The organism is Collinsella sp. AM16-21 (genome assembly GCF_003471905.1).
In the GTDB taxonomy this organism is placed as follows: Bacteria; Actinomycetota; Coriobacteriia; order Coriobacteriales; family Coriobacteriaceae; genus Collinsella.
Genome location: NZ_QRKJ01000004.1, coordinates 1 through 15,274, shown reverse-complemented (window position 1 = coordinate 15,274; position 15,274 = coordinate 1). Strand labels below are relative to the sequence as shown.

The 15,274-nt window shown below is 51.1% G+C and carries 17 protein-coding genes and 1 tRNA gene; all 18 read left to right on the top strand.

Annotation, left to right across the window (positions count from 1 at the left end):
• Positions 1-246 precede the first annotated feature (246 nt).
• The gene (locus DW180_RS03115; RefSeq protein ID WP_117854652.1) at positions 247-936 is read left to right on the top strand and encodes an HAD family phosphatase; all 690 of its coding nucleotides are present in this window, start codon (positions 247-249) and stop codon (positions 934-936) included.
• 9 nt (positions 937-945) lie between these two features.
• Positions 946-1,596, top strand: coding sequence for a thiamine diphosphokinase (locus tag DW180_RS03110; protein ID WP_118237393.1), 651 nt, complete (start codon positions 946-948; stop codon positions 1,594-1,596).
• 70 nt (positions 1,597-1,666) lie between these two features.
• Positions 1,667-1,742, top strand: a tRNA-Ala gene (locus DW180_RS03105).
• Between the two features lie 786 nt (positions 1,743-2,528).
• The gene (gene loaP, locus DW180_RS03100; protein ID WP_233545164.1) at positions 2,529-3,074 is read left to right on the top strand and encodes an antiterminator LoaP; all 546 of its coding nucleotides are present in this window, start codon (positions 2,529-2,531) and stop codon (positions 3,072-3,074) included.
• 67 nt (positions 3,075-3,141) lie between these two features.
• Complete coding sequence (locus DW180_RS03095; protein ID WP_233545163.1) at positions 3,142-3,747, top strand: sugar transferase; 606 nt, start codon at positions 3,142-3,144, stop codon at positions 3,745-3,747.
• 3 nt (positions 3,748-3,750) lie between these two features.
• On the top strand, positions 3,751-3,891 hold the full coding sequence (locus DW180_RS10455) for a hypothetical protein (protein WP_233545162.1): 141 nt from the start codon (positions 3,751-3,753) through the stop codon (positions 3,889-3,891).
• Positions 3,892-4,359: a PssD/Cps14F family polysaccharide biosynthesis glycosyltransferase gene (gene pssD, locus DW180_RS03090; RefSeq protein WP_118237389.1), complete on the top strand. Its 468-nt coding sequence runs from the start codon at positions 3,892-3,894 to the stop codon at positions 4,357-4,359. It begins immediately after the preceding gene.
• An 11-nt stretch (positions 4,360-4,370) separates the two neighbouring features.
• Positions 4,371-4,856, top strand: coding sequence for a glycosyltransferase (locus DW180_RS03085; protein WP_117757202.1), 486 nt, complete (start codon positions 4,371-4,373; stop codon positions 4,854-4,856).
• A 4-nt stretch (positions 4,857-4,860) separates the two neighbouring features.
• On the top strand, positions 4,861-5,604 hold the full coding sequence (locus DW180_RS03080) for a glycosyltransferase family 32 protein (protein ID WP_117757201.1): 744 nt from the start codon (positions 4,861-4,863) through the stop codon (positions 5,602-5,604).
• Positions 5,604-6,500, top strand: a complete 897-nt coding sequence (locus DW180_RS03075) for a glycosyltransferase family 2 protein (RefSeq protein ID WP_118237387.1) — start codon at positions 5,604-5,606, stop codon at positions 6,498-6,500. The genes DW180_RS03080 and DW180_RS03075 overlap by 1 nt, the downstream gene beginning before the upstream one ends.
• Complete coding sequence (locus DW180_RS03070) at positions 6,497-7,657, top strand: hypothetical protein (protein ID WP_117757199.1); 1,161 nt, start codon at positions 6,497-6,499, stop codon at positions 7,655-7,657. The genes DW180_RS03075 and DW180_RS03070 overlap by 4 nt, the downstream gene beginning before the upstream one ends.
• 392 nt (positions 7,658-8,049) lie before the next feature.
• On the top strand, positions 8,050-8,796 hold the full coding sequence (locus DW180_RS10140) for a hypothetical protein (RefSeq protein ID WP_147357370.1): 747 nt from the start codon (positions 8,050-8,052) through the stop codon (positions 8,794-8,796).
• On the top strand, positions 8,786-10,255 hold the full coding sequence (locus tag DW180_RS03060) for a lipopolysaccharide biosynthesis protein (RefSeq protein WP_117757197.1): 1,470 nt from the start codon (positions 8,786-8,788) through the stop codon (positions 10,253-10,255). Before DW180_RS10140 ends, DW180_RS03060 begins: the two co-directional genes overlap by 11 nt.
• Before the next feature lie 75 nt (positions 10,256-10,330).
• Complete coding sequence (locus DW180_RS03055; RefSeq protein ID WP_117757196.1) at positions 10,331-11,467, top strand: DegT/DnrJ/EryC1/StrS aminotransferase family protein; 1,137 nt, start codon at positions 10,331-10,333, stop codon at positions 11,465-11,467.
• On the top strand, positions 11,467-12,678 hold the full coding sequence (locus DW180_RS03050) for an acetyl-CoA carboxylase biotin carboxylase subunit family protein (protein WP_118237385.1): 1,212 nt from the start codon (positions 11,467-11,469) through the stop codon (positions 12,676-12,678). The genes DW180_RS03055 and DW180_RS03050 overlap by 1 nt, the downstream gene beginning before the upstream one ends.
• Before the next feature lie 2 nt (positions 12,679-12,680).
• Positions 12,681-13,679: an NAD(P)-dependent oxidoreductase gene (locus tag DW180_RS03045; protein WP_118237383.1), complete on the top strand. Its 999-nt coding sequence runs from the start codon at positions 12,681-12,683 to the stop codon at positions 13,677-13,679.
• 178 nt (positions 13,680-13,857) lie between these two features.
• Positions 13,858-14,745: a glucose-1-phosphate thymidylyltransferase RfbA gene (rfbA, locus tag DW180_RS03040; protein ID WP_117757193.1), complete on the top strand. Its 888-nt coding sequence runs from the start codon at positions 13,858-13,860 to the stop codon at positions 14,743-14,745.
• A 2-nt stretch (positions 14,746-14,747) separates the two neighbouring features.
• A partial coding sequence (locus DW180_RS03035; protein ID WP_118237381.1) for a dTDP-glucose 4,6-dehydratase occupies positions 14,748-15,274 on the top strand: 527 nt, incomplete at its 3' end.

Sequence of the window (15,274 nt, the reverse complement as noted above, 5' to 3'; positions counted from 1 at the left end):
GTTCCACCTCGCGTGCTCGGTGGAACTTTCGGCAGAAACTACGATAACACCTGTACGTTACTTTTATGAAGGAAAGTGGTTTTAGGGCGGCGTTTAATCGGTAAGCGCCATGTTTAGACCACTGGCAGAATTGCCGTGGTAAAACTCTTGACAGTTTTACCAATTAGGGTTTCAAGATTGTTAGTCTGACGTTTGGTAAAACGTTTTTAGCAGGTTGTTTACCATTTGACATCGAAAGGTACTTTTATGTCCCAGACCGCCGCTCCCAATGTCGCTTTTATTTTCGATTGCGACGGCACGCTGGTTAATAGCACCCCCGTTTGGGCCTATGCCCAGCCCGAGTTATTGCACCGCCACGGAGTTGACGTGACGGTCGACGATTTTGCCCAGTTTGAGCATTTGTCGCTCGAGGACGAGTGCCAGGCCTACCACGACACCTGGGGCATTGGAGCGAATGGCGAGGAGCTGTATCGCGAGCTGAGCGACATCCTGATCGATGGGTACTCCAAGGTGCCGCCGCGCGAGGGGCTCCTGGCATTTTTGGAGCAGACGAATGCGGCGGGCATTGCCTTGTGCGTTGCCACGTCCACGCCGGCCGAGTTGGTTACGTCTGCGCTTGCGGGCGCCGGGCTCGACGCGTACATGGAGTTTGTTACCACGACGGGCGAGGCAGGACGCTCCAAACAGTTCCCCGACGTATACGAGCTGGCGCTGCGCCGCCTAGAAGAGCGCCACGGGCACAAGTTTGAGCGCGCGTGGGTGTTTGAGGACGCCGTCTTTGGCCTAAGGAGTTCTGGGGTCGCCGGCTTTAAGCGTGTAGGTATTTATGACCCGCACGGCCGCATGAAGCGCGACGATGTGCGCGCCAACTGCGATATCTTTATCGACAGCTACGAGGAGCTGGATCTGGCCCGCCTGCTTGCGTTTGAGGGATAGGCGAGAGCTGTGGCTTGTAAGGTATTAGTGGTTTGCGGCTCGCCCTTGGTGGCGAGCGCGGATCTGTTGCGTAGGCTAGTAGGGGAGTGCGACCACGTTGTCGCCGTGGACCGCGGGCTCGATGCGCTGCTGAGCGCGGGGCTAGGCTGCGACGTTTATGTGGGGGATGCCGACACGGTGAGCGATGCGGGTCGTGCGTTGGTCGATGCCGCCGAAGCCTTTGAGGTAGAGCGCCACGACCCGTACAAGGACTATACCGATCTGGCGTTGGCGCTCGATTCCGTCCGACGTCGCTGGCCAGGTGCCGAAGTGGTAGCAACCTGCGCCACCGGCGGCCGTCCGGATATGGCGCTTTCCGTACTGGGGCTGCTCGCTGGCTATGAGGATGCCCCGGTCTGGATTGCTGAGGACAAGGTAGTCGCCCGCATCCTACACACAGGCGAATCCTGGACCATCGAAGGCGCTGAGGGCAAGACATTCTCCATCATCGCCATCGCCACCAACACCGAGGTAAGTGAACACGGCCTAGAGTGGGAGCTAGACCACAGCCCCCTGGGATTACTAGCTGACACTGGAATATCCAATGTAGTCAGGAGAACGGCCAAGATCCAAGTCCACACCGGCACCGCCATCGCTTACCTATATCAATTGGCTCAATAGGCATTTAAAGTCTCACCCAAAAAAGTCCTTGCACGTCGAGCCAACTTCCCCTATAGTATCTCCTCGTCACGGGGGCGTAGCTCAGCTGGGAGAGCGCTTGACTGGCAGTCAAGAGGTCAGGGGTTCGATCCCCCTCGTCTCCACCATCGTGAATAAAAAGGCCTTCGGAATTCCGAAGGCCTTTTTTCATGCCAAAATACCTCGCGCCACAAACCCATACCCACATCAACAAAAAGTTGCACAATTTATTTCCCATGTCTGTACATAGTTTGTTATCCAAACGCAATTACCAGTGCAGCTCGCTGCTTCAGTTGGGCTTCAGGAACACTCCCAATTATTGCCAGCACCACAATAACCTGCGCCAACGTGAACAACATCCCACAACAACCCCCTTAAGCACGTCAAATGAACGAAATGTTGTCCAACGCAACCCAAATCAGTTTCACTAACAGCTTGTGCTAGGATACCTAACGTTACATGAGTTCAACTGTGCTCACGGCTTCAGTAAGCCACAAAGCGCAGGGTCGATCAGCATCCGGCCGTAACGGCGGTGTTAGAAAAACCACGAGCTCCAATATCGATTGCCATGCACGTTTTGCACTTGCTTTTGTGGCTATTTATAAGTTCGCATTAGAAGGTGCAATAAGTTGTTACGGCAAACCACAGCAGTCCTTCAGCTGTTTGCGTGCGGTCCAGTTTTGTACCCGCTTGACTGGTTCGCACGCAGCCAGCTGGAGACGCGGTCATTTTGCGATATACGTCCGCGTTTCTAGCAACTGCGCTTATACATACCGTTCACGGTGGGGCAGAGCCACGTGCTTGTCTGACTGGGCTCAGGGTTTGAATATGGAGCGCCTTCGCGCACAAGCGCCCTGGCGAAGCCATATCCAAATCACGTGAGCCATACGTAAGACAGCAAGGGGGTGGAGCTCGTGTGGTATGTGATCCAGGTCATTAACGGTCGCGAAGATGTAATGCGCGAGCGCATCGAGCGTATGGTGCCGGTGAGCGCCATGCAGGAGCTCTTTTATCCCCAATTTCAAACCGAGATTAAAGTTCACGGCGAATGGGTCAATACGACCAAGCCGCTCTTTCCCGGTTATCTTATCTGCGATACGGCAGATCCCCGCACCGTGCAACAGTATCTGCTACGCATGGACGACTTTGCCCGGGTGCTTTCCCAGGACGGTCAGTTTGTGCCGCTGGCAAAAGAAGAGGTTCAGCTTATTGGCGGCTTTACGCATAGGGGAGACCGCGTAGTGCCCATGAGCGAGGCCTTAAAAGACGGCGACCAAGTCGTAGTGACGGCAGGTCCGCTGCTGGGCCACGAAGGCCTTATCAAAACCATTAATAGACGCAAGAGCACTGCTTATCTGGAGCTCAACCTGTGCGGCCGACGCGTAACTACGCGCGTTGGCCTTGCCGTGCTTTCGGCCGAGCAGCGCGTCATGCGCAACCTTAAAAAGGCAATCGCCTAGCTGCAGACGGTCGCTACACAGAACAGGGAGGATCCCCCGACCCGGGGACGAAGTGTTGGAAGAGAACGTGTCGGATAAAACAGAATATGAAACGGATGCGCCAGCGGGTGCGGCGCTGATTGCTCAGGCCATGGACCGACGTGAGGGCACCGGCCGCTACAGGGCCATGCAATCCATCATGGACTGGGATCGCTCGCGCCTAGCCTACCGCACCGTTAAGCGCGCTTTCGACATCGTGTTCAGCGGTGTTGTGCTCGTGGTCATCGCGATTCCCAGCCTGGTGCTCGCGGCACTCATCCGCCTGGAGAGCGAGGGCAGCCCCTTCTACAGCCAGATCCGCGTGGGACAGACCCGCCCCGACGGTAGCCTGACCACCTTCCGCATGTGGAAGTTCCGTTCCATGTACAAGGACGCCGACGAGCGTCTCGCCGAGCTCAAGGGGCAGAACGAGATCGCCGGAGCCATGTTCAAGATGAAGGAGGACCCCCGCGTCACCAAGATCGGCAGGTTCATCCGCAAGCACTCCATCGACGAGTTCCCGCAGTTTCTGAACGTGTTCCTGGGCCAGATGTCCGTCGTGGGTCCTCGTCCGCCGCTGCCCAACGAGGTTGCAGAGTACACCGAGTACGACCTGCAGCGCCTGGCCGTAAAGCCGGGGATTACCGGATGGTAGCAGGTGACCGACCGCAATTCAACGGGTTTCAACGGAATGGTCCAGCGCGACCTGGAGTACATCGCCAAGCGCGGACCCGTCACTGATCTCAAGATTATCGTCCTCACGGTGATCGAGGTTATCACCGGCAAGGGGGCGTGCTAGATGGATCTCTCGAAAGCAAAGGTTTGCATTCCCAGCTCCAGTGGTGGACACCTAACGCATATGTGGCTACTCAAGCCTATATGGTCGCAAGCCGTCGAACGGTTTTGGGTAACGTTCGACAAGGAGGACGCGAACTCGCTGCTCAAGGACGAGCGCGTCATCCACTGCCATTACCTAACAAATCGAAATATCCCCAATTTATTGAAGAACACTGTTCTTGCCTGGAAGGTGTTGCGGAAGGAGCGTCCTGACCTGATTATCTCGTCTGGAGCTGCCGTGGCAGTTCCTTTCTTCGTGCTGGGCAAGCTGCTGGGTGCCAAATGCGTTTACGTAGAGGTTTTCGACCGCGTGGATAAGCCGACCATGACAGGTCGGATGCTCAACGGGATCGCTGACCTGTTCGTTGTCCAGTGGCCGGAGCAACTGGAAGTGTACAAGCACGCCGTGAACCTCGGCTCGATTTTCTAAGAAGTGGTCGAATGATTTTCGTTACCGTGGGCACCCACGAGCAGCAGTTCAATCGCTTGGTCAAGGCTGTCGACGAACTCAGGGCGGACGGGATACTTACGGAACCGGTTTTCATTCAGACAGGCTATTCAACATATGAGCCTATCCATTGTGATCACTCGCGTTTTGTGCCGTTCCATCAGATGAAGAATTATATGGAAGTTGCGGATGTGGTGATTACGCATGGTGGCCCTTCGAGCTTCATTGAGGCGATGGCGGCCGGGAAGGTCCCTGTTGTTGTTCCGCGTCGAGGGGACCTTGGCGAGCACGTGAATGATCATCAAGCGGATTTCGTTCGCATTGTGGCGGAGCGTCAGGGCGGTATCGTGCCTATTTATGACGTTAAAGAGCTGCCTCAAGCAATAGAGCGAGCCCGTGAACTTTCATGCGGAGCCTATTTTAAGAGCCATAACTTAGAGTTCTGTAAGGAGCTCTGTGGTTTGATTGAGGAGCTTTAACCCCATGATACCCAAGAAGATTCATTACATTTGGTTTGGCGGTAATCCGCTTCCCCCTCTAGCTGAACGCTGCATTGCTTCATGGGAAAAATATATGCCAGGCTACGAGATCGTTCGTTGGGACGAATCAAACTTTGATACTGATTGCTGTGATTATGTTAGCGAAGCTATAAGCGTAAAGAAATGGGCATTTGCAAGCGACTATGCGCGATTCAAGATTTTGTTTGAGCATGGAGGGGTCTACTTAGATACTGATGTCGAGCTTTTGAAGCCTCTAGATGAAATTATTCAAAGAGGCCCTTTTATGGGTTTTGAACAGGATTTCAGCTCTGGTGCTGCCGGCGCTGTCGCTCCGGGGCTTGGCCTTGCGGCCAATCCGGGGCTTGGCCTCTACAAGACTATCCTCGATTCCTATGAGTCTGATCACTTTATAAAGACTGGTGGTGTCTACGACCAGACCACTGTCGTTGTTCGTACAACTGATATTCTTAAAGGCCTTGGACTTGAAGATAAACCTGGCATCCAGGAAGTTGCTGGGATAACTATTTATCCAAGTGAATATTTTTGTCCAAAGGATTTCCTTACGCATGAGATTAACGTAACTGAAAATACGTATGCTATTCATCATTTCGACGGATCATGGGCTGGACCGGCAACGCATTTTAAGCATAAAGTTATGAGAGCGGTTGGCCCTAGAGGGGTTATTCTTTTCAAGGCGTTTAAGAACATAATTAAGGGCGATCGTTAATGAGCAACACATTATTAACGATATTTACACCGACCTATAATCGTATTAATGAGCTTGAGCGCCTGTATTCATCACTAATATCTCAGACCGACTTTCGATTCGAATGGCTCATTGTGGATGATGGATCGACTGACGATACTGAGAACATGGTTGTCTCTTGGTTAGACGCGTCGCCCTTTCCTATTCGATATATCAAACAGCCGAACTCTGGAAAACACGTTGCACATAATCTTGGTGCTGCAGAGGCATCTGGAGAGTATTTTATTTGCGTTGACTCGGACGACTGGCTTGAGCCCAACGCCGTGGAGACTATCTTGCACGACATAACAGCTTTGGATACGGAAGAAGGTCTTCTGTATCCAAAGCTGTTTGCGCACCAAACAGCTTTGGATACATTGTTTCCCGATGGTGCTGACAAGATTGAGCTTGCCGATATGCGCATGAAATACGGTCTCGTCATCGAGACGGCGATTGTCTTTAACACTGATGTTTTAAGGCGGCATTCATTTCCCGTTGTTCAGGGCGAGCGTTTCATTCCTGAAGGCTCGGCTTACTACGACTTCGTTGCTCCCGAGCTGTTTTGCGTGCACAACGAGCCCTTTTACAGATGTGAATACCTCGAGGAAGGTCTCACCAAAAACATCTGGAAGAATTGGCTGGGCAGCCCCGTGGGTACGCGCATGGCACTTGTCAAGCGACATGAATCTGCCAGGCGGTACTCGGGCGCTCGAGCGCTGAGGGAAAGAATTTCAGCCCTCGTCGGAATCGAGTCCCTGAACATGGCGGTCGCTGAGCCCACCTTATCCGGAATCGTTTCTAATAGGGTATTGGCCCTCCTTGTATTCCCCTTGTCTGTGCTGGTCGAAAGGAGACGTTTTGGAAGGAAAGTATCTTGATTAAGCGCAAGGCTGCCATAAAGCAATACACCGACATGAATGCGGGGAACGTTTCCTCCATGAGAGTCGTGGACCTTCTGTACTGCGCGTATCTTTTCTCGGTTGTGTTTATGAGCACGCTTGGCCTGAGCGCTGGTGACGATATTTATGTCGCCTGCGTCGGGCTCGGTGCCGCATTCGCGGTTATTAGGTTTCTTGCTATGGACTTTGATCCGCGCTTCTTCTTGATTGCGATGGGTCTTGCAGCCCTCGGCGTCATCGAGCTGGTTGTTAGCAAACGGTTCACCCTGCTTCTTACGGTCATGCTGTTGGTTGGCGCCAAGGACATTGATATCAAGAGGGTGCTACTTACATTTCTGACCGCGAAAATCGTAGGACTTCTTTTCGTAGTGCTGTTTGCCGCTACGGGTATTTATGAAGTTGAATTTTACCAGTATTATAAAATGGCGACAGACACATACATTCAGCGAGTCCTTGTAAACGGCTCCTCTACCAACGTCATGCACTTGTCTTTTCTCACGGTCGTCTTCTTGACGCTCTATATGAAAAGGGGAAATTGCGGAATTGTCGTCTACCTCGTGTTTGCCGTTTTGAACATCTTGTGTGAATACATCACGGGCAGTTACATCGGCCTGTTCCTCGGCATGGGTGGTCTGCTCCTGTTCTATGTACTTCAGCATTCAGGGAAGATAAGGGAACTGTTCGTCAGGTTCTCAACGGCCGTCCTCCCGCTTCTTATTGCATTTTCGTTTGGAACTGCGTTGCTCTATGGGAGAAACGGTTTTGTCGGCGTTCTCGATAGGATTTTTCAGGGTCGTATCTATTACAACAACTTCTTTCTCAGTAACTACACGGCAAGCCCATTCGGTCATGGCATGCTGACCTCAGAGGGTAATTTTGACAATAGCTACGTCTTCGTCTTCGTTGCCTACGGATTAATTGCCTTCATTTTGCTATTCGGATCAATGCAGTTAATTGTTAAACGGCTTAAAGAAACACGCGATTGGGCATCTCTTGCATTTGTGGTTATTTACATGATTGCAGGTCTGAGTGAAAGTTTTTACCCGGCTGCTGCTGTCAATCCATCCTTATTTCTGCTTGTTCCATTACTTAGCTTTAATGGGAATTTTGATATGCGAAGCAGGGCTGCGTCCTGAATAAACAATCTACTTTATAAAACCTTGAGACCTTGTTCGTGATGGGAATAGCTTACCATGTCACAAGAAATATCGTATTCATCTAGCGAAGGCAACTTTGCACCAGTTGCGATTACAACGTTGAGTAGAATCGAGTGCCTAAAAACAACGATTGATTCTCTCGGTAGATGCCATTGTGCCGAGTACACTGACGTCTATATTTCAGTCGATTATCCTCCGAATACAAAATATAAGTCTGGTTATGTGGAAGTCTGTAATTATCTGAACACAATTCATGACGACCATCCGTTTAAATCGCTAAATCTATATTTTCATAAGGCTAATTTAGGCCCGTTTGAAAACTATCTTTGGCTCGTACGTCTAATCCTCTCAAAATATAATTCGATTATCATTTGGAAGATGATAACGAGCCTGCCCCTTGTTTCTTAGATTTTTGCAACAAGGGGCTTCAAATTTACGCTACCGATAACGATGTTGTTGTAATTAATCCTTCTGATTACGTTTGGTGTGGAGATGGATACACTCCATTACTTAGAAGCATAAACACTGATGATTGCAATACCGAGAAACGACAAATGCTATGGCATGGCATGGCATCCTGGAGTGAATGTATCCTACCGTATTACAACTTTGTTCTAGATCAATCAATCCTATCAATTGGCGATCATCCGTCAGCTTTATTAAAGCTATTCAAACGCTCCAAGACCCTCTGCTACCAATATCTCAAGGACACATATAACACTAGAGCCAAAGCGCCCTGGCACAATGGACGACTTTACTCTATTGATATGACATGGGATGTTGCCATGATTGTATTTGACAAGGTCGCCATTTGCCCTATCGAAAACTTGCAACGTGACTTAGGGGTCGTGGGTAACGGCCATAGCTTTACAAAAGCGTTCTCTAATTCAGCAGAACTACAGAATCGAAAACTAAAAGAAGAACCAGAATTTGACTTTGTGAACCCCCAAGACGCTGCCCTAAACATGGATGAGCTTATTCTTCACGACAAATTTCAGTCAAAACCTTGGTGGAAATGGGCATTCTTAATCACTGGTTATCTAGCGAAGTATTTACAGAGAAAGCTGACTGGAAAATCTCAAAAGCTAATCAACCCGTGGAGCGAAAATGACAAGTAGACAGGAGCCATCACTTAAACAAGAGACACTTTCCTCTTTAATTTGGAAACTATTTGAAAGGGGAGGAAATGCAGTTGTTCAACTCGCCGTACAGATTGTTATGGCGCGTCTGCTTGCCCCTGAAGAGTTCGGTGCCCTAGCAATTATTCTTGTCTTCGTTAACATAGGCAATGCAATTGTTCAATCTGGCTTAAATACATCAATAGTTCAAGCTCAAACAGTTGAAGATTCCGATTTGTCGACAGTGTTCTGGTTGAGTTTTGGAACCTCGATTGTTCTGTGCTTGGTGGTCTATATTTCAGCACCAGCAATTGCGTCCTTTTACTCCTTGGATTATCTAATCTGGCCCTTACGTGTTATGGGTTTTTTGCTATTGGTCACAGCCTTCAATTCTGTTCAGGTGGCAATAGTACAGCGGGACCTTAAACTACGTAAGGTGTTTAATGCAACAATTGCAGCTGTCATCGTCTCTGGAATAGCTGGTATTGTTGCAGCCACTGCAGGGGCCGGTCTTTGGGCTTTAGTTCTTCAGCAACTAATTTATCAATTTAGCAACTGTCTTTTTTTGGGCTTCCAGGTTAAATGGTTTCCGAAGCCCATATTTAATAGGTCGAAAGCTCGCAAGCATTTTAGTTTTGGCTGGAAACTCCTCGTTTCTGGTTTATTGGATCAAGGCTATCAATCTCTTTCAGATTTAATTATAGGTAAGCAATTCAGCGCCTCAGACCTCGGCTTAGTTTCTCAGGGAAAAAAGTACCCCCAGGCTCTGGGGGGCATGTTGGATGGGGCAATTCAGCCTGTCATGCTATCAGCCATTTCGCGTGTTCAAGCTGATACCGATCAGGTGAAGCGATTAGTACGAAGGGCCCTAAAAACATCAACCTTTATTATTGTTCCAGCTATGACGCTATTTGCAGTAGCGGCTAAACCGATTGTTGTCTTATTACTAGGAGAGAAATGGCTGCCTTGTGTACCGTTTCTGCAGATGTATTGCTTTATATACGCCCTATTACCAATACACACCACTAACCTGCAGGCACTTAACGGCATGGGGCGTTCTGATCTGTTCCTGAAGCTTGAACTTATCAAAAAGGCCTATGGAATCTGCTTCATTTTGTTTGCTGCCTTTATATTAAAGGACGTCTACCTAATGGTAGCCATGTATATGATTACCGGCATCATCTCAACATTTGTTAACGCTTATCCCAACAAACGGGTTATCGGATACTCTTATTCTGACCAAATACGCGATATCGCTCCTGCATTTGTGATTTCAGCAATTGCAGGAGGACTTGCACTGTTTTGCGGTTCATTTGTCGCCTCGCCTGGACTTCAAATTCTTGTCGTAATTGCCGTAATGGCAATTACCTACTTTGGTATCGCAGGCATTTTTAAACTCGAAGCCTTTGAATACCTCATCAATACCTTTAGGGATTTCTTGGGTGCTAAACGTCGTTAAAGACGTTGTGTCAATACTGTAACCGTTTTAGTCATCGTTCTTTGAAAGTTGCATAGCGAAGGGAAGGTACCTGATATGGGTAACCGCATTCTTGTCACACGATCATCCATGCCTCCTATGGAGGAATACTTTGAAGAGGTCGCACCTCTTTGGGATAGCCATTGGCTTACCAATATGGGTGTTGAGCATAAGAAGCTCGAGGCAGACCTCAAGGAGCGTTTGGGGATCGACAACCTTGCTCTGTTCACGAATGGTCACAATGCTCTAGAGTGCATCCTCGAGGCCATGGCTCTTCCGACCGGTGGAGAGGTCATCACAACACCGTTCACCTTTGCCTCGACCACTCACGCTATCGTGCGAAAGGGACTTACTCCCGTTTTTGCCGATGTGAATCCCGTGAATCTAACGTTGGATCCCGAGAGCATTGAACGATTAATCACCCCGCGCACCTGCGCCATCGTGCCCGTCCATGTATACGGTAATCTTTGCGATGTTGACGTCATCCAGGAGATCGCTGACCGTCACGGGCTGAAGGTCATCTACGATGCAGCCCACGCCTTCGGCGTCGAGCGCGTGAACGAGGACGGAAGCAGCAATAGCGCGGCGGCATTCGGCGATGCGGCCATGTTCAGCTTCCATGCAACCAAGGTATTCAACACCATCGAAGGCGGTTGCGTCTGCTTCAAGGACGAAGATCTGTATCCGCTGCTCAATCAATGGAAGAACTTTGGAATCACGGGACCCGAGGACGTCGAGTACGTGGGTGGCAACGCCAAGATGAATGAGTTCTGCGCGGCTATGGGCGTCTGCAATCTTCGTCACCTGGACGCCGAGATTGGCAAGCGCAAGGCCGTTGCTGAGCGTTATTGGGACAACCTTGAAGGCACGGCCGGCGTGACCGTTTTCCGTCCCGCCAATAACATCCGCCACAACTATGCGTACCTTCCAGTGCTGTTCGATCCGAGTGTCTTCGGAGCATCGCGCGATGACGTTTTCGATGCCCTGGACAAGGTTGGCGTCGGCGCACGCAAATACTTCTATCCGTTGGTCAACGATTACGCTTGCTACAGAAGCGTGTACTCCAGCGACCGCACCCCTGTGGCCAAGAAGGCTGCGACTGAGGTTATCACGCTTCCCATGTATGCCGACCTAGCGTTAGAGGACGTCGACCGCATTTGCGAAACGGTGTTGAATTCAGGAAAGGAAAACTGATGAGTAAGACACTTCTCCTTCTTGGCGGAGCACGCTATGCGCTACCGGTTATTAAGGCGGCGCACGAGTTGGGCGCGAAGGTCGTTACTTGCGATTATTTACCGCATAACTATGCGCACGCTTTCTCGGATGATTACATCAATGCGAGCATTATCGATAACGAGGCTGTGCTTGCCGCTGCTAAACAATGCAAGGTGGACGGAATTATGTCGTTTGCAGCAGACCCGGGTGTGGTGTCCGCGTCATATGCTGCCGAGAAACTGGGGCTGCCGTTCCAGGGAAGCTATGAGGCGGTCAGCATTCTTCAAGATAAAGAGCGCTACCGCGCCTTCCTTCGCGACAATGACTTTAATTGTCCCGAGCTTCATATCTACCGCTCTGCCGACGAGGCCATGAAAGAAGCCGATTCGATTGCTTATCCCGTGATTGCCAAACCGGTTGATTCGGCTGGATCGAAGGGCTGCTCGCGCGTGGATGGCCCCGAGGATCTTAAGGCGGCGATTGAGTACGCTCTCGAGTTTTCGCGTGATGGGCGCTGTATCGTCGAGCAGTTTTTGGAGAAGGAGGGGGACTCCTCCGATGCCGACGGATTCGTTAGCGGCGGAAAGTTCTCGTGCGTGAGCTTTACCTCGCAGCTGTTCGATCCCTCCGTTCCAAATCCCTACACGCCCGCTGCGTATGCAATGCCAGCATCATTGCCGGCGTGGGCACAAATAGAGCTTGTCTCGGAATTGCAGCGATTGGCCGATCTGTTGGGCCTTCGTGACGGCGTATTCAACATTGAGACCCGCGTGGCAACCGATGGCAGGGCCTACATTATGGAGAGCTCTCCGCGCGGCGGCGGTAACCGACTGTGCGAGATGCTCAAATATGCCACCGACGGCAAGACCGATCTTGTCATGGCGGCGGTGAAGGCCGCTCTCGGCGAACCCGTTGGCAATCTTTCGATGCCCGCTTATGACGGTTTCTGGTATCAGCAGATGCTTCACTCTGATCGCGACGGGGTGTTCACAGGTATGGAGTATGCAGCTGATTTCGCCGTCTCTCATCTTGCCGAAGAGCAGCTGTGGATTGAGCCCGGCGCCAAAGTCGAGGCGTTCACGGCAGCAAATCATGCATTTGGATCGGTATTCCTAAGGTTCGACACACAAGCCGAGCTTGATGAATTTCGCGCCGAGCCGAGTGAGTTCATGAGGGCGAAGGTGGGCTAACCGTGAAAAAGAGGATTGTAGTAATCGGCGCAACCGGCAACACCGGTGCATACCTTACCGAAGATCTAGTAAATCACCTGCCTGCAGATGAATATGAGGTGTTTGCCGCCGGTCGTAGAGAGACGAATTTTTTCAATCGCTACAACATTGGTTATACAAGTGTAGATATGTCCGATGCTTCTACTCTAGAGCAGCTCCCCCAAGAGGGCGTCCAGGCGGTGATTCTTCTTGCCGGTTTACTGCCAGCATATATGAGCGGCTATAACCCTTCCGATTATATTGACGTAAACAGCCGTGGAGCCCTTAACGTACTCGAGTATTGCTGTAAGACGGGTGCTGATCGCATTCTTTATGCTCAGACCATATCCGATGTGCTGGGTTCCGTTACTCCGGAAAACCCCGTAATTCATCCTTACGATGATCGCAATATTATTATGACTGGCGATCACACCGTCTATGCTCTTTCCAAATGCTTCGCCGTTGATTTGATCAAGCATTATCAGGCTGAGTACGGATTAAAAGGCTTTGTGTTTAGGCTTCCCACTGTCTACGCTTATACCCCTGACAAGACATACAACGTCGATGGAGTGCGCCGAACACTTGGATATCGATTGCTGATGGATCGAGCCATGGCAGGAGAAACGCTTGAAATCTGGGGCGATCCCACTCGCGCCAAAGATGTTGTAAACGTCAAGGACTTCTGTCAGCTCTTACGTAAAGCTGTGACCGTAGAGAACGTTGACGGCGGCTTCTTTAATGTGGGTACCGGCATCGGAACTTCAAACGAGGACTGGATTCGCGGCATCGCGAAGGTATTCAATCCAGATGGCGTTGAATCAAAGATTGTCTATCGTCCGGAAATGCCAAGCGGTCCTTCTTATGTAATGGATATCGAAAACTGTCGTGAGTTATTAGGCTACGAGCCGAAATATGACTTCTTACACTTTCTCGAAGACTTCAAGGCTGAAATGGCTCTCAATAGGTTTAAAGATCTGAGATAGAACCAAAGCCATCACCTATGCTAAATCTGAACCGAACGCTGAATCCTATCACGGAATATTAGTAAGAACGGTATCAGACTACTGAGAGATTTACGACCAATATATTATTTGTCCAAGCAGCCATAAGTGACTTGAGCAGTAATGCGCACTTTATTCGACTGCCGCTGAAGGGAAAACGTTGAAAGGCATAATTCTTGCAGGTGGGTCTGGCACTCGACTGCATCCGATTACTAAAGCCGTTAGCAAACAGCTTCTGCCAATTTACGATAAACCACTTGTGTACTACCCTTTGAGCGTTCTGATGCTAGCTGGAATCCGAGAGGTGCTTGTCATCTCGACGCCACGTGACCTGCCGGCGTTCAAGGAGCTTCTCGAGGACGGATCCGAGTTAGGCATGCGCCTAGAGTACGCAGAGCAGGCCAAACCTCGCGGTCTAGCCGAAGCTTTTACCATCGGACGTGACTTTCTTGCCGGCGAGCCGTGTGCGCTGGTGCTGGGTGACAACATGTTCCACGGCCAAGACCTCACTCGCGTGCTTACACGCGCAAAGGAGAAGGTCGAATGCCATGGTGGGGCCGTTGTGTTTGGATACCCCGTGCAGGACGCTAGAGCCTTCGGTGTGGTGGAGTTCGACCAGAACCATCGTGTGGTTGGCATCGAGGAAAAACCCGAGGTTCCAAAGTCGAACTATGCAGTGCCGGGACTGTACTTCTATGATGGACAGGTTTCCGATATCGCAGCAAACGTTAAGCCAAGCGCGCGTGGAGAGCTGGAGATCACGAGCATCAACAATGCCTACCTAGATCAAGGCCAACTATCGGTTGAGCTGATGGGGCGAGGCATGGCGTGGCTAGATACGGGCACGCCCGAGGGTCTTTTGAAGGCCGCAGAATACGTAGAGGCCGTGCAGAGCCGCCAGGGGTATTACATTGCGTGCCTGGAAGAAATCGCTTATCGCCGCGGTTTCATCGACCATAATCAGTTACACGAACTGGGCGAAGCGCTGAAGAAGACTGCGTATGGTAAGTATCTTTTGAATGTCGCAAACGAGACAAAGAGGGGGTAAATATGTCTGAGATTTTTGAACCCAAGAACATCATCGTCACGGGCGGCTGCGGCTTCATCGGCAGCAACTTCGTCCATTACGTGGTCAACAACCACCCGGACGTCCACGTGACCGTCCTGGACAAGCTGACCTACGCGGGCAACCCCGAGAACATCGCGGGCCTGCCCGCCGACCGCGTGGAGCTCGTCGTGGGCGACATCTGCGACGCGGAGCTGCTGGATCGCATCGTCCCGGGCCACGACGCGATCGTGCACTACGCCGCAGAGAGCCACAACGACAACTCCATCGCCGACCCGGAGCCCTTCCTTCGCACCAACGTGGAGGGCACCTTCCGCCTGCTGGAGGCCGTGAGGAAGCACGGCATCCGCTACCACCACGTCTCCACCGACGAGGTCTACGGCGACCTGGCGCTCGACGACCCGGCGAAGTTCACCGAGGAGACGCCGTACCACCCGTCCTCGCCGTACAGCTCGACCAAGGCCAGCTCCGACATGCTCGTGCGCGCCTGGACCCGCACCTATGGCCTGCG